Origin of the sequence: Schaalia sp. ZJ405 (assembly GCF_011038885.2) — a bacterium.
In the GTDB taxonomy this organism is placed as follows: Bacteria; Actinomycetota; Actinomycetes; order Actinomycetales; family Actinomycetaceae; genus Pauljensenia.
Genome location: NZ_CP064952.1, coordinates 1,648,434 through 1,666,588 on the forward strand (window position 1 = coordinate 1,648,434; position 18,155 = coordinate 1,666,588).

The 18,155-nt window shown below is 54.9% G+C and carries 14 protein-coding genes and 1 pseudogene; 5 read left to right on the forward strand and 10 right to left on the reverse strand.

Annotation, left to right across the window (positions count from 1 at the left end):
• Positions 1 to 127 precede the first annotated feature (127 nt).
• The 5 genes from G7Y41_RS06820 to G7Y41_RS06840 all read right to left on the reverse strand — a co-directional run bounded on the left by G7Y41_RS06820 (position 128) and on the right by G7Y41_RS06840 (position 8,981).
• Entirely contained in the window at positions 128 to 1,144 is a 1,017-nt protein-coding gene (locus tag G7Y41_RS06820) for an ABC transporter substrate-binding protein (RefSeq protein ID WP_196819477.1), read from the reverse strand.
• Between the two features lie 183 nt (positions 1,145 to 1,327).
• Positions 1,328 to 2,833, reverse strand: coding sequence for an L-arabinose isomerase (gene araA, locus G7Y41_RS06825; protein WP_165316000.1), 1,506 nt, complete (start codon positions 2,831 to 2,833; stop codon positions 1,328 to 1,330).
• Positions 2,833 to 3,579 (reverse strand): L-ribulose-5-phosphate 4-epimerase, encoded by a 747-nt coding sequence (locus tag G7Y41_RS06830; protein WP_165315999.1) that lies wholly within the window; start codon positions 3,577 to 3,579, stop codon positions 2,833 to 2,835. The genes araA and G7Y41_RS06830 overlap by 1 nt, the downstream gene beginning before the upstream one ends.
• Positions 3,580 to 3,763: 184 nt before the next feature.
• Entirely contained in the window at positions 3,764 to 4,786 is a 1,023-nt protein-coding gene (locus G7Y41_RS06835; RefSeq protein ID WP_231367265.1) for a LacI family DNA-binding transcriptional regulator, read from the reverse strand.
• 295 nt (positions 4,787 to 5,081) lie between these two features.
• Positions 5,082 to 8,981, reverse strand: coding sequence for a ZmpA/ZmpB/ZmpC family metallo-endopeptidase (locus tag G7Y41_RS06840; protein WP_165315998.1), 3,900 nt, complete (start codon positions 8,979 to 8,981; stop codon positions 5,082 to 5,084).
• A 300-nt stretch (positions 8,982 to 9,281) separates the two neighbouring features.
• On the opposite strand from G7Y41_RS06840, the pseudogene G7Y41_RS10250 reads away from it, so the two are divergent.
• From G7Y41_RS10250 to G7Y41_RS06850, 3 genes and pseudogenes are all read left to right on the forward strand, one after another.
• A pseudogene (locus tag G7Y41_RS10250) lies at positions 9,282 to 9,494 on the forward strand (IS3 family transposase); the annotation flags it as partial.
• Positions 9,419 to 9,706 carry a DDE-type integrase/transposase/recombinase gene (locus tag G7Y41_RS10255; protein WP_442984204.1) on the forward strand — a complete coding sequence of 96 codons (288 nt, stop codon included), beginning with the start codon at positions 9,419 to 9,421 and terminating at the stop codon, positions 9,704 to 9,706. The pseudogene G7Y41_RS10250 and the gene G7Y41_RS10255, both read left to right, overlap by 76 nt.
• Before the next feature lie 4 nt (positions 9,707 to 9,710).
• Positions 9,711 to 10,163 (forward strand): DDE-type integrase/transposase/recombinase, encoded by a 453-nt coding sequence (locus G7Y41_RS06850; protein WP_165315996.1) that lies wholly within the window; start codon positions 9,711 to 9,713, stop codon positions 10,161 to 10,163.
• On the opposite strand, the gene G7Y41_RS06855 is transcribed toward G7Y41_RS06850, so the two are convergent.
• From G7Y41_RS06855 to G7Y41_RS06875, 5 genes are all read right to left on the reverse strand, one after another.
• Complete coding sequence (locus G7Y41_RS06855) at positions 10,147 to 10,410, reverse strand: CopG family transcriptional regulator (protein ID WP_165315995.1); 264 nt, start codon at positions 10,408 to 10,410, stop codon at positions 10,147 to 10,149. The two genes, G7Y41_RS06850 and G7Y41_RS06855, sit on opposite strands and share 17 nt — an antisense overlap.
• Before the next feature lie 318 nt (positions 10,411 to 10,728).
• Positions 10,729 to 10,941 (reverse strand): hypothetical protein, encoded by a 213-nt coding sequence (locus G7Y41_RS06860; protein WP_165315994.1) that lies wholly within the window; start codon positions 10,939 to 10,941, stop codon positions 10,729 to 10,731.
• Positions 10,942 to 11,349: 408 nt separating this feature from the next.
• Positions 11,350 to 11,730 (reverse strand): antitoxin HicB, encoded by a 381-nt coding sequence (locus G7Y41_RS06865; RefSeq protein WP_165315993.1) that lies wholly within the window; start codon positions 11,728 to 11,730, stop codon positions 11,350 to 11,352.
• Positions 11,727 to 11,927, reverse strand: coding sequence for a type II toxin-antitoxin system HicA family toxin (locus G7Y41_RS06870; RefSeq protein WP_165315992.1), 201 nt, complete (start codon positions 11,925 to 11,927; stop codon positions 11,727 to 11,729). The genes G7Y41_RS06865 and G7Y41_RS06870 overlap by 4 nt, the downstream gene beginning before the upstream one ends.
• A 527-nt stretch (positions 11,928 to 12,454) precedes the next feature.
• A complete protein-coding gene (locus G7Y41_RS06875) occupies positions 12,455 to 13,708 on the reverse strand; it encodes a hypothetical protein (protein WP_165315991.1) in 1,254 nt (417 codons plus the stop codon).
• A 995-nt stretch (positions 13,709 to 14,703) separates the two neighbouring features.
• Here G7Y41_RS06875 and G7Y41_RS06880 point away from each other — a divergent pair.
• Both G7Y41_RS06880 and G7Y41_RS06885 read left to right on the forward strand, forming a co-directional pair.
• Positions 14,704 to 14,997, forward strand: a complete 294-nt coding sequence (locus tag G7Y41_RS06880) for a helix-turn-helix domain-containing protein (RefSeq protein ID WP_165315990.1) — start codon at positions 14,704 to 14,706, stop codon at positions 14,995 to 14,997.
• A gap of 254 nt (positions 14,998 to 15,251) precedes the next feature.
• Positions 15,252 to 18,131: a hypothetical protein gene (locus G7Y41_RS06885; RefSeq protein ID WP_196819478.1), complete on the forward strand. Its 2,880-nt coding sequence runs from the start codon at positions 15,252 to 15,254 to the stop codon at positions 18,129 to 18,131.
• Positions 18,132 to 18,155: the final 24 nt, after the last annotated feature.

The window sequence follows — 18,155 nt, forward strand, 5'->3', positions numbered from 1 at the left end:
GTGGGAGGGGGATCCCCTCCCACCCCTGACGCTATTCGTCTGTCCCTCGTGGTAATGAGGGAGGCGCCATCATGTGGGGCCGACTCACCTGTCGGTCCGATGGTGCTACTTCAAGCGATCGTTGAGATCAGTACGAACGCGCGTCGATCACGTCCTGTGTGATCGTCGAATCGAAGGACTGGGACGGAACGACGATGTTCTTCTCAACCTTTTCACCGCTCGTCAGAGCCTTAACGGCGTCAACAGCCTGCTGACCGAAGATCGGGTTGTACTCGATGACGTAGGAGAGCTTGCCAGACAGGAGAGCTTCAAGAGCCGGACGTGTACCGTCGATGGTGATGATCTGAACGCCGTCAGCACCGGTGGTCAGGCCCTTAGCTTCAACAGCCTGAGCCGCCCCAAGGCCCATCTCATCGTTCTGCGCGAAGATCACCTTGATGTCGTTGTTGTACTTGTCAAGAAGGCCTTCGGTTACCGTCTTGCCTTCTTCGGTGGACCAGTTCGCGGACTGGTGCTCAAGCACCTCGATCTTAGAGCCCTTGATTGCGTCTTCCCAGCCCTCGTTACGCTCGTTGACAACGGAGAGGCCAGCCGGTCCTTCAAGAACGATAGCCTTCGCGCCATCCGGGTTGGACTTGATGGCCCATTCACCGGCAGCCTTGCCTGCCTCAACGTTCGACGGTCCGATGTGGGTTGAGTACAGCGACTCGTCGTTGGGCTCGATGCCACGGTCAAGCAGGATGACCGGAATCTCGGCTTCCTGAGCCTTCTTCAGGGACTCTTCCCAGCCGGTTGCCTCGGTGGCAGACAGCAGGATCGCGTCAACTTCTTCATTAACAAAGGAGTTGAAAGCTTCGAGCTGCTTTTGCTGGTCGTTGTTCTGGGTCGGCGAATACTTCAGAGTGATGCCAGCCTTCTTGAACGCATCCTGAATGTCATTCTCGTTCGCCGTGCGGAAACCACCCTCGGGGCCAACGGCAACGAAGCCAACGGTGATATCCGACGATCCCGTGGAATCAGATGCATCGGAATCGGTCGATGCATCTGTGTCACCGTTTCCTCCACCGCATGCGGCGAGGGAGAACATGGCGACTCCGGTGAAAGCGGCGATAGCCGCGCGACGGAAGTTCTTACGAATCGACATTCGTTCCTCCTTGAACTTGTCTGGCTTCTGCCAGGGTTGATGGGTCGTGCAACATTGGCGCCGCACTTCCTCGATTCCATGTTAACGCTAACACGTTGAAATGGGAATTTCTGATTGTCACGATTGAGCAACAATTGTGGGTGATGCTGGCGGGCACCACCTAGATGCCCGCCAGCGCGTCAATCACAAACCTTCAGCCAGACGGTGGTAGGCCTGATTCCATCGAGAGTTCGACGCGAAATCACGGCGTGTTGTCTGCTCGTCAATAACGAGCAGCTCCATCTTGGCGATCTGAGCAAACATCTCCCACACATCTGCACCAACCTGAGTCGACATGCACGTGTGGTGAGCAGCTCCCGCCGTCAACCATGCCTCAACCGAGGTGTAAAAGTCGGGCTCAGGCTGCCACATTGCACGAGCAACCGGGAGCTTGGGCATGTCATGCGGCGGTTCAATGACGTTGACAACATTCGCCGTCAGCCGGAAACGATCGCGCATATCTGACAGCGCAACAACAACACCCTTGCGCGCATCAGCATTAAAGACCATGCGGACCGGATCCTCGCGATCACCAATGCCCAGGGGATGAATTTCAATCTTCACCTTTGTGGCAGTCAGCGACGGACACACCTCAAGCATGTGGGCACCAAGAATCATCTCGTTGCCTTCGACGAGGTTGTAGGTGTAATCCTCCATGAGCGACGCTCCGCCCTCGAGCCCCTCCCCCATCACCTTTGCCGCACGAACGAGGACGGCTGTCTTCCAGTCGCCCTCGGCACCGAAACCATACCCGTCAGCCATGAGGCGCTGCACTGCAAGACCGGGAAGCTGCTTGAGCCCACCCAGGTCCTCAAAGTTCGTTGTGAATGCCTTCGCACCGCGTTCGTTCAGGAACTGACGCAGGGCAATTTCTTGGCGCGCTGCGTAACGCAGAGATTCATGCCGCTGACCCCCGGCCCGCAGCTCGGGAGCAACGTCGTACTCGTCCTCGTACACCGCACACAGCGCGTCAATCTCATCGTCGGCAACGGCGTCAACAACGGCGACGAGGTCGTTGACACCCCACGTGTTAACGGAGACTCCCAGGCGTCGTTCGGCCTCGGTCTTGTCGCCCTCGGTGACGGCAACATTACGCATGTTGTCACCGAAACGCACGACGCGCAGCTCATTTGTTGCGGCGAAGCCAGCTGCGGCACGCACCCAAGCGGCCACGCGATGACATGTCGAGGCATTCGAGGCATGTCCAACGACCGTGATGCGTGGAACTCCCAAGCGGGTAAGAATGTAGGCGTACTCGCGGTCTCCGTGTGCTGCCTGGTTGAGGTTCATGAAGTCCATGTCGATTGAGTCCCAGGGAATCTCGACATTTGCCTGGGTAGCCAGGTGGAGCATTGGCTTGGACAGCACCTCAAGTCCACGGATCCACATCTTCGCCGGCGAGAAAGTGTGCATCCACGAGATCACACCGAGAACTTTGTCGTCGGCCGATGCGTCAAGCATTGCGCGGCGGATTGCGTCAGAATCCTTGAGAACCGGCTTCCACACGATCGGCGCAGGCATGAGTCCGGATTCGTTGAGGAGACGAACAACTTCTTGTGACTGCTGGGCGACTTGACGCAGAGTGTCCTCGCCGTAGAGGTCCTGGCTGCCGGTGTAGAACCAGACTTCACGTCCTTCGTAGAACGACATTACTTGTCTCCTTCAGTGATTTGCTCGGACGAATCATGCTGGCCGTAGACAAACTGGTAGCGGTTGTACAGGGAGTCGACTTTGTCTTGCGGAATCGGAATCGGCTCACCGAGCTGGCGAGAGATATGAACTGTTCGGGCGACCTCTTCAACCATCGCAGCGGCCTTGACCGCAGCCTTGGCGTCTTTTCCAATGGTGAAGGGTCCGTGGTTTTGCATGAGGACGGCGGGGCTGCGCGATTCCTTGAGGGTGTCAACGATGCCACGGCCAATGGAGTCATCCCCAATGAGCGCAAATGGTCCGATGGGCACCGGGCCGCCGAATTCGTCGCCCATCATTGTCAGCACGCAGGGGATTTCTTCGCCGCGAGCCGCCCATGCCGTTGCATACGTTGAGTGCGTGTGGACAACGCCGCCGACCTCGGGCATGTGCTTGTAGACGTAGGCGTGGGCTGCGGTGTCGGATGATGGGGATCCTTCACCCTGGATCAGGTTTGCCTCGAGGTCGCAGACGACCATCGCTTCGGGTGTCAGGTCGTCATAACTGACGCCGGAAGGCTTAATAACAAGGAGGTCCTGCGATCCGTCCGCGGCAGGTCCCTTGACCCTCTGGGAGACATTTCCTGCGGTCCAGACGATGAGTCCCCATCGTGGAAGTTCAGCGTGAAGTGCGGAAACGATGTCGCGGGTGCGTTGGACGTTCTGCGCGAAGTCAGCATCCCAGGTACTCGGATCTCGATGATCCATTGATTCCTCCTATGTCAGGGTTGAGGAGTCAGTCGCGGATCAGTTGCGCAAGACGAGCTCTACCGCCGCCTCGTTGCGACTCATCCACAGCTGTCACTGCTGTGTGGACACGGTTAGGTTAACGCTAACACTATCGCTTTGTCTAGTCCTGATGAGATTTCCGCATCCGCTGGCGCTGGGGCAACTAGTGTCGCGGAGCTGCTGTTGAATCGCGGATAATCAACTCGGTCGGACGCACAATCGGTTCAGCATCACCGATGCCGTTGATGGCATCGCGAATAGCGAGGAGCGCATTTTGTGCAAGGTCGGTAAAGTCCTGGCGAACAGTAGTCAGCGACGGCTGGAAGTAGCGAGACGCCGGTTCATCATCGAATCCAACGATCGACACCTCATCGGGAACACTGACTCCAGCCTGCCAGAACGCCCGCATGAGTCCCAGCGCGATGAGGTCATTTGCAGCAAAAACTGCGGTGGGTAATCCCTCAGCGATGAGGCGTTTTCCGGCCTCGAACCCAGCACATGCTTCCCATGCCCCGTAGGGCGCTTCGCGAATCGGCAGACCGGCCGCGCGCAGTTCAATGAGCCAACCCTCGCGCCGAATTTGAGACTCAAACCACCCTTCGGGACCGGCGACATGAGCAATGTCCGTGTGCCCAAGTTCAATGAGGTGCCGGACCGCCATGCGGGCACCCTCAAGCTGATCCCCTCTGACGAAGCGCACGGAGTCGATGCTGACCGCATTGGCAGCGGAGACCGCAATAATCGGGACGGGAGCGCCAATAGATTCGACGATTTCTGCAATGTCGGTCATCGGTGCAATGACGACGATGGCCTCAACAGCGAGCCCCAGGAAATAATCAATTGCCTCTGTCAGCGACTCTCGGCTGAAGTCTTCAAGCGCAGTGACCCCGGTGAAGTATCCGGCTTCACGGGCGGCAACCTCGATCGCCACCAGGGTGGATGCCGGCCCATAGTGAACGGAGGTTGTCGTGATGATCCCCAGGATCCCGGATTTGCGAGTCACCAGAGCACGGGCCACGGAATTTCGCCGATATCCCAGCTCGCCGATTGCCGCCAACACCCGCTCACGGGTTTGCGGTGCGACCTTGCCAGTACCGTTGACCACTCGCGAAACAGTCTGGTGTGAGACCCCAGCCAGGGCAGCAACATCCATCATTGCTGGCGGTCGTTTTGGTGAGCGAGACACGACTGCTTCTTTCTCCATAGATGCGGAACGTTCATCGTTCCAGCTGTCAGCGGCTCGCATCGAGACGTTTCCGCTGTCTTCGTACTATGAGAACGTTAATACGATCTCAGGGAATTCCTCAAAAAAGCTCTCCCGACGTGGTCGTTTCGTCGATCAACAGGGTCATTAACGAGGACGAGCCCCACGTTCTTTCGGCCGTGTCCGTCCTCGTCAATGGACACTCTCTCCCACATGACGCAACAGCGCACGCAACACACAAGATCAGACGAGGGATCGCCTTGCGTCTCAGCGTGGCTTAGTGCTTCCCACGACCTTTCGTCCTGTAGACCATCACCGCGCCAACACCCATCAAGATGAGTGCGATCAGCAAGGCGACCGCCATGATGCTCCCCGAAGTCGGCAAACTGCCGGAAGTAGCCTGAACAGGGGCAGCACTCGGCTTTTGCGGCATTTTCTCCGTCGACTGGGGACGATCCGCATGGGAACCTTCGGGCACGGTTGGCGTTTCGTTCGCTGACGCATCACAGCCAAGCTCCGCACGCGCAGGCGCGCTCCACGTCCACCGCGTCCTCACGCCTTCACCAAAGGAATATCCCGGCTTTGGCTCAGCAGTCACAACAACTGTAGCGCCGTACTCGTAGGCGTGGTCGCCGACCTCGACAACGCGACCGTTGATCGTGTAAGCCACCCCCTCGACATCAGGAATCGTAACGAACGGAGCGACCGTGCACGACCTCGGATCCGATGCGTCAGGAACGATGCCCGAGGGCGCTACCGGAGTGACAGTCACCGTCGCCGGCCCAGGCTCGGCAGGCTTCTCGGGGGCTTCCGGCTGCGGTGGAATACCCGGCTTCGGCTCAGGAGCAACAGGGGTGCTGGTCTGAGTGCCAGCCTGCTGCGCGTGAATGAAATCAGCGTTCGCTCGGGCAACCATTTGACGCATCGTTTCAGCTTCGCCGCTCGTGAGCTTGCCGCCGTCAATTGCGGCCTGGACTCGATCAAGCAAGGCTGTGAAAGCGTCCACGTTGTCTTGCGTTGTCCACTTCTTATTCGCTGGCACATCGGAACCATCAACCGAGACAATCGCTTTTTCGCGGGCCTGGCGCGCGGCTGTGACCGCTGCCTGAATCTGAGTGAGATCCACTGGGTCAGGAGTGAATTCCCAGGTACCCGTCACGGTGACATCTTCGCCACCGAAAGTGCGCACAACTGGGTTCCACCCGGCAAAGTGCCATGTGCCGTTCGCCTGGGCGTCCTTATAGTCTTGCGGCAGGCTCGGCAACGTGACATTGCTGCCCTCGTAACCAGAGACGGGCTCTGGGGCTTTGAGAGCGGCAGGCAGAGTTGGGGACCCATCAGCTGCCTTGTACACAAATGTCACTGTGTGCTGATGCGCGGGCGTGAATACCCACATGCCCACAAGTTCCACATTTGCTTTATTAACTGTCACTCGGTCAACACTGCTGCCGTTGTGCATCCAGCCAGTAAAAGCCCACGTGCCGGGTACACCGTTGTTCATTGTGGCGCTCGTTGTGAGAGCCGGTTGAACGGTGACCGTGTCGCCTGTGGTGTAGGTAGCGTCATCGACGGGCACAGCGGGCGGATTCGTTGGCTGCATATCGCCATCGATGCGGTAGGTGACAGTGTAGGTGTGAGGGGTAAATGTCCACGATCCGACGAACTCAATGTCATGATCTGTCACCGATGCCTGCGTGACGACATCGCCACTACCAGCGACCTTCCAGCCGTTAAATACCCATGTGCCGTCCACACCGCGGTGTTCCAGACTGGTTGAGGTCACAAGCGAGGCCTGAACCGTCTGACCGCTGCGATACTTTTGCGTTGTCACAGGAGCGGTGACGTCCTGCGGTACGTCGCCATCGAAACGGTAGGTCACACCATATGTGACTGGGGCACTGTAGATCGAGGTCGAGAACTCATGCGTTTGCGCCTTGTAGGCAAGGTATATAGCAGACTTCAGCCGTTCGACATGGGTGTCCCTTGCTCGTATGCCTGTGCGAGTGTCTGCAAGGTCTTGATCCACAGCTGATTTCATCAACTCACGTAGCTTGGCAACGCTGTCAACCTTGATCGTCTGCCCACCGTAGGTGATTTCTACGGCAGACAGCTCATCGAGCTGAGCTTCACGCTGAGCAAACATTGCTTTGCGAAACTCAGCATCTGAGCTGTAGGGACTGATTTTCTTCAGCACTTCACTATCGGCAAAAAGAGCTCCTTCGGGGGTGCCTGCTGGTTTGTATTGATCAGACAGGTAGGGAACCCAGCCGTTGCTCAACCCGTACTCGCCAAGTAGCTCCCAGGCGATGCGTCGCATGTGAATGTCGCCCGTCGTCCCTTCGGATGATTGCGGAGCACCATAGAGTGGGCTGAATAATGGGATCGTTGGATAGCCGTTGTAAGGGGCAGTACCGGTATGTTGTAGGCCGACAGCTTCATAGCGAGAAACCACAGCATTCGCGCCAACGAGGTCATTAACGGATGTCCAGTTCGCAGCATCTTGGGCACGTGAGGCTATGAAAGTTTCGTCGTACTTGCCCGTATAGGGTTTCTTACTCGGGGTAAGAGTGACGATATTGAACCATTTCTGTTTCGTTGCCGTATCGCGGGTCAGGACTTCCTGAGCCTCGATGAGGTCAAGCGTGTTCGTGACGTCCAGCAGGTTCTTCATGTAGTTTTTCACGGAAGCTTCATCAGTAAATGAGGCGACCGTTGAATTTGCATACCCGTCGGCCGGCCAGTTCATGATCTGGTTCAACTGATAGATCGGGTCGTTGTATTCGTAAGTTTCGTACAGGCCACGTGGTAACAGCTCCGTCGACGTACCTGAGCGATGCCTATGGCCTTTGAGATACGCATGAGGAGGGTTTTGCGCAAGCTGATGAGTCAGTTCGTGACTGTAGGCCGAGCTACCGGAAGGAGCTAAGAGTCGCGCTATCCAGAACGTAATATCAGCACCTGATGCTTCAGCGCCAACAAACTTGTGATCAGACCAGAGCTTCATCGGACCGAAGAAATCCTTGACTGCCTGAGCCGCATCTGCGCCACCTCGAGGTGACCATGCTTCTTTACCCGTCCCACGGCCAGCCACAAAGTAGCCGTCAGTGACGACGCGATCAGTTTTCAGACTGTCCTTGAATTCAGGGGCCATGCGCGCCCAAAAATCAACATAGGCAGCCTGGTCTCGACCGTACTGGGCAACACGTTCTGTAAATGCTGCCATATCGGAGGTGTTGGTCTTATCGGCAACGTAGCCTTCGCGCATCCCCAAACTCACCGAGGACACATTCGACAGCACATACATGTCGCTGTTGGTTCGCGTTGCCAGAGGTAAAAGATAGGGCAAGAGTTTTGCCGAGGACACGAGTTTGGAATACAGGCGGTAGGTTCCATCGACAACGCTGGGGCTTGCGTTTTCTGCGACAGCATTGCCGTGTTTGGTGAGTTGATCCGCATACCAGTCATCAACCTCATCGGCCGGAACCACGCTCGTGATCAAAGCGCCAAGTGTTCGCTCATTGCTCACTGTGCCAGCAAGTACACGAGTAAAAGTCTCAACATTCTTCGGCATCGCATATTGATCGCCAGTTTGTGACCCCAAAGCGATGGCAACATCAAGAGGGTTGAAAGCTTTACCAAAGGAACCTGACGTGCGCAGCCCCTGGGCGAAATTTGTCTGGCCATAATCAAAGTCATACAAGCGCTGCTCATACGTCAAGCCAAGCAACACCTCAGCGGGCTTAGCCTGAATTGTTGAGGTGTAGTAGTCAGCACTACGCCCACTATTGCGAGAGTCTGAGGAAATCACCTGCGTCAGATACGTCTCAAGGTTTGCCTGCACATCAGCAAACGCCTGCGCATATCCAGAACCCGCCACATACTCCTTCTGAAGTTCCCGCTTCGCTTCATCATCCGTAACCTCTGTAAAGTTACGGCCCGTCGCCTTGGCAATCGCGATGCGTTTACGTGTCACATCAGGATAAGAAAATCGCGATGGTGCGATTTTTCCTGCCACCTGAGGCGAGTCATAGGTCAGTCCACTCAGAGTGGCTCGCACATTCGCAATCACCTGCGCCACCTGCGTCTGATCCAACCCACCATCTGCGTAGGCTGGTGCGGATAGGCCTGCCAAGCTCAGGCACAAGACAGACAGAAGAACAATCACGCTGCGTCGCATAGGATCTCTCAAGGTTAATGTTTCAACTGAATAACGGAGTTATTGTAATTGAGGTGACTACCGCTTGGCTAGGCACTTTATGGATCTCACTCGGACGCATGACAAAACCCAGAACGCTTCACGTCTACGCCCCCTCAACCGGCAAATCTTGATGGACTAGGTCCGGGTCTGCGGACAGTTTCGGTGCGTTCTGGCAGGCCGGACCGCTACGTGGGATTGCCACCTAATCCCTGTTTACGAGGATTTTCTTGTGTTCGGCGTCTCTTTAGGCCGTAACGAGACGCCGCCTCACCCAGCTGTGTGGGCGTTTTCTCGCGCGGGTATCGCAACGCTAAATATGGCACGCCCAGCGCCAGGAGCGTGCGTGACCGTGATCTTGTGGCCAAGGTTGGCCAGATCCATGCCGCGAACTATGGCGTGTATGGAGTGAGGAAAATGTGGCACGCACTTTCCCGCTGCGGCCTCCAGGTTGGCCACAAGCAGACTGCCAGGCTCATGCCCCTGGCAGGAGTATCAGGCAAGGCAAAGGGAGGGGCCCCATCACCACACGCAAAACTAGGCGGGAAGATACCAGGCCAGATTTGGTCCACCGCGAGTTTCGTGCAGCGGGTCCGAACCGGCTGTGGGTCGCCGATATCACGTATGTACGAACCGTCAAAGGGGTCGTGTATGCGGCGTTCGTGACCGACGTATTCTCACGCAAGATCGCGGGCTGGACGCTCTAATTCGATGCGCACCCAAGCACTGCCACTACAAGCATTGAATCAAGCGATCACCAGCGCGAAGGAAACGACCGGGTTGATTCACCACTCCGATCACGGGAGCCAGTATGTATCGATTGTGTATAACGAACGGCTCACCGATGCTGGTATCACTCCATCAACAAGAACAGTTGGGGATTCTTACGATAACGCGCTGGCCGAGAACGTCAACGGCTCGTATAAGAACGAGTTGATCCATACCCGCATCTGGCGTGATGCGCTCGAGGTCGACAACAACTACTGGAACATCACAAACACATCAGAGAAAACGAAAACCAGGACAAATGCCCAGGAAACAAACCCGGGACACTTCACAAAACCCAGGGCACTTCAGTTCCTGCTGGCAGCTCCTAGGTACCTTTCATACGTAGTTGTGGTGTCTCACAGGGTTCCGCCTCTGATCTTTAGAGGGAATCAATAAGGTCACGCATCAGCTGTGAGGGTGTGGTCTGGCGCTGATTGGCCACTTCGTTGAGTTTGGCTCGACGTGGCGCGTCAAGCCGAAGGGTGAACGGCTTAGCTTGCACACCTACACTAATGGGACGACCTGGGATTGAGGCACCCAGGTGCTTACCTGTGTATCCGGTTTCGGACTCTGCTTCGCTTGCCCACTGTTCGATATCGTCATCGGTGAAAGCAGTTCCGTTGACGTCTGTGTATGTTCCCATCTGTTTACCTCCTCAACCCAACTTCAATAAGGACCTTCGTTGTTACTGGCATGGAATGAAAGATCAGCCAACCATCAGGTTCATCTTCTACAGCGACGTACTCCAACAACCGCCCGTTTGAGTCGGTTCCTACACCAACCCACCGCACAGGGTGAGTATCGCGCGCACGCGAACGTAGCGTGTTCTCGAACGCCGTGCGCACATCTAGCTCGCTTACCTCCGGATGTCGCTCAACAATCCTCGGATATACCCTCACCCGCACACATCACTCCTCCCATCAGTTTCATACTACGTTAGTGTAGTACGAAATTTTCTTCATTACACCCCATCGGCTGACAGGATGGATGTCAGACTGGGATTCCGTCGAACAACTTGACGCTTGGCATCACAAGTTGCTTGCTGCTTGGCGGACTCGATGTGTTGACGAATTTCAGCTAGCCACTTACCCCACTGGCTAATCCCCATTCCAGCCTTTTGAGCCCGAACAACCCGCCCACCTGCCGCTCGCGCTCTTTGTTCATAATCAATCATGTGTTGACGCTCCAACCACCGCCCAAACAACGCTGGATACGAAGCTGAAGGCAACTTAAACTCGCGAGCTAAGTCCGACGCACTCTCACCATCAAGCCAACGTGATCCAACTCCTGTTTTCAATTTCTATGGGCCACGTACGAAACGACGGGACTTTTCGCGCGTGTTCGATACCATGCACATCAGCTTCTCGACAATAACGACGCGCAGTTTCATACTGCTATCCCAGCCAAACGCGCGCAATCACTAATAGAAACCCCTTTGGCATACAAACGCAGCACCTTCAAGCGCCGCTCCTTACTCCTCTGACTCATAACAGTCCCTTCACATCAGAACTGTCCAACCACAGGGGTTCACTCCAGTCTCACACTCGGCTTCACCGCAATCCCCGAGCGAAAGGGAAGAGGGTTAGCTATTCGCCAATTGAGAGACGCGAGCACGGGACACGTTCATCAACCACGCCGCATCGGTCGTCGTCACCCCCGACGCACGCAACGCACGCACAGCCTCACGCACGCGAGCAGCGGCTTCAACCTGGGCACGAGCAGCAGCTTCGGAGGCTTCTTGAGCGCGACGCACTTCATCAATACCGGGAATTTCAGGGACGATCGTGATCTCCCAACCGGAGTGATCAACGTTTTCTTCAACGGTGTCAAGATAATCGACAACCTGTTGACGAGCTTTAGCCAGACGCTTGACCTGGGTCCAGCAGTCATCACCGTTCCAGAGTTCCCAACCGCCACCAAGAGGGCTGTCCCATTTTTTGGCTGTGATTGTCAGGTTTGTCATGACGCTTTCTCACTTTCTTCAATAGCCTTGAGCGCTTTGCGCACGAGACCAGGGGAGATTTCGACTGTTCGCGTAATGGACACCGAGATCCCAGTTTCGTGCCGCCATACTTCGTGGTCACCTTTGCCCTGCCGTGAAGCAAACCCTGCTTTCTTCAGGAGTTTCGCCAGTTTTCGGTAGGGCATCGGCTTTGTCATTCCCTAATAGTAAATCCCGGATTACCTTGTTGTCAAGCCCGAATTAACAACTAGTTTGTTGGCTGAACGACACACGTCAAGGCCACACTCTACGAGGACGAGGCATCCATCGGGGCCTTCTACAAGAGATTCGCCCAGGCCAGGATCGACACACCCGAGACCCGCGACCAACTCTTTGAGTACTTCATCGACAAAATCTACATCGGACACAAGCAGATCATCATCGCGTCCTACTACCACGACAGCGCAGGGCCAATCGAATACGAAGACCTCGAAGAAGCGCTGACCAGCGGAAACAGAGCAGGGGAAGTACGAACCTACGCCCGAAAGCAAGAGTTCGACACTTCCCCCTGGAGTGGAGACCAAGGGGCATGTGTAGAACTTTTGATTATGAAAGATCACCTATTGTTTGTTGCCTAATCCGAGAGACTTCTATACAACCACACACTATCGCAACGGTGACGTTGCTGATAAAATCATGCGGCACCACAACAGTGTTGCAGTGCCGCATGATGTGGGGTGGAGTATTACTCCCAGTGGGCGGGAACGTCTACGATCCAGACGTCCTTTGTGCCGGTTTGACGAGACTCTTTACGGTATTTCGTGACAGTCTCATACTTCGCTGGGATTTCAACGTTGTCATACATTCTACGAGAGTTGTAGTTGCCAATATATCCTTCTTCCATCATTGCCACTGAATGTTTAGCAACTTTGTCAATAGCTTCAATACTACGTCGTTTATATTCAGGATCTTTGAATTCTAGTCCACGAGCATCGAAAATAATAACATAACCTGTTTCAGGGAAGTAATATTTTTCCCCAACATATGCATACTCAGTACGAGCTTCCTCAACGAGAACGTTTTCGGTGTAGGGAACATCGACTTCCTCGTACACTGGTTGCTTATCCCAGTGGCCTTTCTCGGCAACCCACTTCTTTGGTTTTGCTGCTGGAGCAGCAGGAGTTGCAGGCTTCGGTGTGGCGGGGGACGCGTTAGGAGCAGGCTGAGGGGTAGACGGTGTGGCACCCACATGAGGCTTATCCTCAGGAGCAGGAGTGACAGCACTTGTGGTTTCCTCCACCTTGCTCTTATCGTCCTCGCTCATGTTCGGATTCGCCTTACCGTTCTTTTCAACGGTGTCCAAAGCGTTCTTACCCGCATCCCCGGCAAGAGTAGCGTCACCGGTGGCAATAGCTTTGCCGGTTTCCTCTGCGATCTTATGGATCACATCAGATGGAACATCAGCGGGCTTGACGTTGGCAATTGGAATCTCAACGGTGGACAGCTCGTTGCGAGCAGACACGTTGATAGGAGTTGAAACAGCTTCAGCCTTGGCAGGATCAGAGGCTACTTCAATCGAACCATCAGCGTTAATTGGAGAGATCACAGAGACGTTATAACGTCCCACAGGCACCTCAACAGTGCTCACGTCCTGAGGATCGTTTGGACGCACAGCATGATGGAAGTCCGTGCTCTTATTAGATTCTTCAGCGCCTTGGATGCGAGTGATCGCAGGAGAAGACGAGTCTGTCCACGTCTTGTCTTTCGACTGAACATCGAGCTTGAGCTTGGCCTTAGGCTTGGGAGTGGATTTTGGAGACGTAGCTGGCGTGTCAGCGCTTTGAGCAGTGATGTGATCTGGCTGGGCGCCAAGCTGCGCGACAGCAACGCCACCTGCAACAAGAGCGAGAACCGTTGCGATGCCAGTTAAGGCAGAGAGCAGCTTGTGTTCTTTAATTGTCAGCATCAGGGTTGATGCAAAACGTCGTAGTGTTTTCATGAGTGTTCCTCCTGTGAAAGTGCGGGTGTGAATGATCAGACTCAAAATGAAAATAAAGCTTCAGGCTTAATAACAAAGGTGCCGTGCAACTTTAGATGAAAGTTCAACGTGGGGAAATCATTCACGATACCGGCAAAGACGAAGATGAGGATTAAAATACGCTGACAGCGACAGGGAAGCTTTCGCGTCACACATATTTGGTTTACCAGGAGCTAGCTGGAAGGAAATTGTATTCTCGGTTGACATTTGCAACCCTCCTGCTCTTAACATTCCCCTCACAGCCGAGAGTACCCCCCCCCCAACGAAAACTGTCAAGCATCTGATTTGACAAAACGTGAATGCGATGTCTCATCACACAGGATTCTTACAAACATTACCTAAAGTTTTAAGATAAATCTGTACTTCAATTACTCTTTTGAGAGTTCAACAAGTATCAGAAGAAGACGGTGCTGACGAGTACCTAGAGAGCCTCACCGATGCATAGAAAAGTGCAGATACGGTAGTTATGGAAGTTCATAAAGACACGCCCAACGCGTTAACGAGACCTCTTGCAGCTTCTACAGAGAAGAAGCATCTCAGCGAAGATGGATTCGAGTGAATGTCCCTGCCCTCTCAGGCCGAAACGGCGTAACACAACCGTTCTTCGACAAGCACAAAAAGAACCAGAAAACTTGCTCTGATTTGACAAGGTGTGATAGGATTGCATCAAGTTCTTGAATAGACGGTATGCAAGTCGTTCGAGAAGGGATCACCCTGGGAGGTGGACGCGAGTTGGCTCAGGCCGTAATCCTCGCGCCACGGTGTAGCGCACCGAAGGTTAGCACCCATAAATTTCCCCGAGATTTATAAGTTAAGAGGCTGGGCAGGGAGTTAGCGCTCCTGTAAGGCAATGGCGGGTAACCGCTAGTGAGTAGTGCACGGTAAGATCAGACCGCCCAGATATTCACCGGGAAAACACCCCTCTCCGGACAGGTTAATTATGTCTTGGAGACGTTATGACAAGTTATTCTCCGCCGTCCGAAAGGACACATTTTCTTACTTTACAGGAAGCCGTTGCCGAGGGGTATGGCGCCTATTCAACCCTCAGGCGTTGGATCACGCTGGGAAAGTTACCTGCATATAAAACAGGTAAGCGCATTAAGGTTCTAAGGGAAGACCTCAATACTTTAGTTCAACCTATTTATGCAGACACTCGGGAGTTGCATGTAGAGGCTCTCGTTAAGGATGCACCTCGTCTCACAGACGATCAAATCTTGCGTTTGCGTGATGCTCTTGGGGGTGTGCGATGAGTGCTCTTGTCACCTCTCAGACGGGTGTAAAAAACTGTCCCGAAAAGTGTGTTGAAAAAGGGGTCTCGCGTCCAAATAAGACCTTATCGGGACAGCGCGTTTTTATTAAACCATTGGTAGAGCAACAAAATCTATCAACGGCGGCAACACTATATGGGGTAACCCCATTGCCGCCGTTGCCGCCGTTGGGGTGGAGTGTGGGTTATTTTTTAGACACGGTGACGTCGAGAAAACACCCCGCTAAGTTTGCTGTGTTGAGTAGGTCGGTTGAACGCACCGCCACCCGCACGGCAGGCGGTTTCGGGTCATATGAGTCTGTGGTGGGGATGCGGTCTGGCAAAGGCTCGATCGTCATCGGATTTGACACTGAATTTGTTAGTGCAGATTTTTTCGATTCTGAGCGCGGGTGGGTTGGCGAGAGCGAGAAAGTCACGCGCCGCATCGTCTCCTACCAGTTCGCTGTTATCGACCCGACCGATCATGACCGGCTGCGGCTGGCTGTGATTTTGCCTGTTCCTTACGACGGTCCTCGTGGTTTTCGGGTTGCCCGCCTGTCTTTTGGCAAGGCGTTGGAGCTTGCGATAGTGTCGCTCGGTCTGCACGAACATCCGCTGGCTGAAGGGTGGACTAGCAAGGGTGTACCCGTTAGAGACGTCACGGATGAGAATGGCAAGTTCCATCGCCAGAGGTGGTTCCGCAAGAAGAGCAAGAACGCTCACGCGCTGCCCATCACGCTAGTGGCTCACTTTCAGAACGCTGACCTCACTACTTTTGTTGACCCGGTGAAGATGCTCAACACCTGGGATGCCTCCTATCCAGAGCGCAAGAACAAGAAGGCTCGCAGTAAGAACGCTGGCTACTCCGGGTACAGGAATCGTCGTCTCGACTACAGGGAACCAGACATCTTGCGTGCGGTGATTTCTGCCAGTGCTGGAATGGTTTCACCCAAGCCTGTTGAGTGGGTTCTCCCCGGTGAGAACAAGCGTTGGGCACGCCCGGTCTTGATCTCGATTCGCGACACGATGGCGCAGTCGGGCGCCTCGAAGCTATCTGAGCTGGGCGAGGCCGTTGGGGTACCTAAGTTGGATGTCCCAGACGGCTGGATCAGCAGGATGGACGAGTACCTTGCCAAGCATCCCGTCGAGTACCTTGACTACGCGTCCAACGACGCCGTGATCGCCCTCGAGTACGTCACTCAGATGTACGGCGAGGCCCAGGAAGTCGCTCTGACGCTGCCAACGGCTGCGGCGCGTGCGGTCAGGGGCATGATCACCACAGAACTTATTGAGAGAGGCGCAGAAAACGCGTCGAACAGCCTCTTCAATAGCGTGTTTGGTGGTTTGGAGAAAGTTACTAAGACAAGCGAGGCCACCACGAGCGTTGAGAACCAACTCGCCTATTACCGACAGCGTGAATTACAGCCCTTGGACGGTGCCGCTGCAACGTGGATCCACGCCTGCGCACTTGCCTTCCGGGGCGGCTACAACATGAGCGCTGAGCTGGGCCTATTTGAGCAGACGACCCATGACTTTGACCTTCAGTCTTGTTATCCGACGGCGAGCTCGACAATCTGGGATGTCGATTATCTGCACCCTGAGGGCGTCATCCTTAACACCGTCAACAACGTTGATCTTTCACTGGCTCACTTCGCCGAGGGTGGTCCGCTCACGCCGTTCGTCGGCTTCGTCAGTTTCGACTTTCCTGATTCTGTGGCCTTCCCCTGTCTTCCTGTCCCTGTTGAGGGTTCTATGGTGTACCCCCTGTCATCGGGTGGTGCTCGTGGGGTGTGGTCTATGGCCCCTGAGGTCTGGCTTGCCTTGAAGCTGGGTGCCCGCGTCAAGTGCCAGATAGGGCACTTCGGGCGTACGCTGCGACTTGAAGACGACACGCCATCTCGTTTGCTTCGTCGACCCTACAAGACATTGTTAGACGACAGGGGTCGCGCGAAGAAGGAGTTCGGCAAGAAGTCCTTTCAGCAGACCGTCCTCAAGCTGATGGCCAACTCTCCCTACGGCAAGCTCGCTCAGGGCGTCATGGGTCAGCGTGGGTGGGACGCGTGGGCGCAGGAGCGCGACGAGGTGGGTGGTTCGGCGATCACATCCCCGTGGCACGCCTCCATGACCACGTCCCTCCCTCGTGCGGTGCTGCTAGCGATTCTCAACCAGCTGCATGACCTCGGATACTCGACGCCGAGTTGCACGACAGATGGTTTCATCACAGACGCCCCTTTTGACGTTGTTGATGGTCTCGATTTGTTCGGGCTGTCAGACATGTGGCGTGAAAGCCGTGAGGCACTGACGGGTTTTCGGGGCATGTGGGAGGAGAAACACACTCAAACTGACCTGCTGAATGTCACCACCCGTGCCAACTTTTCCCGCCAGCCGACAGGTGTTTTGGCTCACGGTGGTTACAAGCTGCCTGAGAGCATTGAAGCGGACAGTCAGGCCGACCGTGACTATATGTACAACCTGATGGTTTCTCGTAACGGTGCTCTACCTGTGACGATGAAGGTCTTCCCTTCGATACAAGAACTAACCCGAGTTAACAATCGTCAGGACTTTTCGCCTGTCGTTGTTCACAAACAGCAGACCATCGAATTTGATCGGAAGCGCCGCCCGGTGCCAGACGGAATGACGGCCAACATGGTGATGGTTGGTGACGAGGTCTTCGAGGTTGCGCATGTGAAAACAGTCCCGTGGAACACACCTGAGGAGTGCGAGCTAGGTAGGTCTGTCGACCGGGGCTTGAAGATTTGGGACGACGAGTTAGGTGAGCCCGTGTGGCAACGCTCCCCTGTGAGGCGAACACGCGAGCAATGGAATGACTACTTCGATCGGCTTGAGGCCTTACTCAACGAAGACGATCAAGCTGACGAGGCAGAGCGTCTTGATCACATCAGCAAAGGTATCGTCATTGCGCACCGTCAGGGCGTGATCGACATCCCGTGGCTCGGGTGTGACCGCTCCTTGGCCGAACGTCTCGATGCCTTTGAGAGGTTTGGTTTGCCTCGTCCAAAGGAGAGGTTTTGGAACCACGCAAGGTCAAAGGCAGAGCGCCAAATTGATGTGGATCTTGACGCTATAAGTCCTTACGTCGAGAAGATGCTTCTCGACGACCCTTTCAATGAAAAGTAACGGTTGAAACATATATCAAGGAGA

What these genes read in the sequence shown, in the direction of transcription:
- G7Y41_RS06820 (WP_196819477.1), bottom strand. Translation starts at nt 1,144, where the DNA reads ATGTCGATTCGTAAGAACTTCCGTCGCGCGGCTATCGCCGCTTTCACC.
- araA (WP_165316000.1), bottom strand. Translation starts at nt 2,833, where the DNA reads ATGTCGTTCTACGAAGGACGTGAAGTCTGGTTCTACACCGGCAGCCAG.
- G7Y41_RS06830 (WP_165315999.1), bottom strand. Translation starts at nt 3,579, where the DNA reads ATGGATCATCGAGATCCGAGTACCTGGGATGCTGACTTCGCGCAGAAC.
- G7Y41_RS06840 (WP_165315998.1), bottom strand. Translation starts at nt 8,981, where the DNA reads ATGCGACGCAGCGTGATTGTTCTTCTGTCTGTCTTGTGCCTGAGCTTG.
- G7Y41_RS06850 (WP_165315996.1), top strand. Translation starts at nt 9,711, where the DNA reads ATGCGCACCCAAGCACTGCCACTACAAGCATTGAATCAAGCGATCACC.
- G7Y41_RS06855 (WP_165315995.1), bottom strand. Translation starts at nt 10,410, where the DNA reads ATGGGAACATACACAGACGTCAACGGAACTGCTTTCACCGATGACGAT.
- G7Y41_RS06860 (WP_165315994.1), bottom strand. Translation starts at nt 10,941, where the DNA reads ATGATTGATTATGAACAAAGAGCGCGAGCGGCAGGTGGGCGGGTTGTT.
- G7Y41_RS06865 (WP_165315993.1), bottom strand. Translation starts at nt 11,730, where the DNA reads ATGACAAACCTGACAATCACAGCCAAAAAATGGGACAGCCCTCTTGGT.
- G7Y41_RS06870 (WP_165315992.1), bottom strand. Translation starts at nt 11,927, where the DNA reads ATGACAAAGCCGATGCCCTACCGAAAACTGGCGAAACTCCTGAAGAAA.
- G7Y41_RS06875 (WP_165315991.1), bottom strand. Translation starts at nt 13,708, where the DNA reads ATGAAAACACTACGACGTTTTGCATCAACCCTGATGCTGACAATTAAA.
- G7Y41_RS06880 (WP_165315990.1), top strand. Translation starts at nt 14,704, where the DNA reads ATGACAAGTTATTCTCCGCCGTCCGAAAGGACACATTTTCTTACTTTA.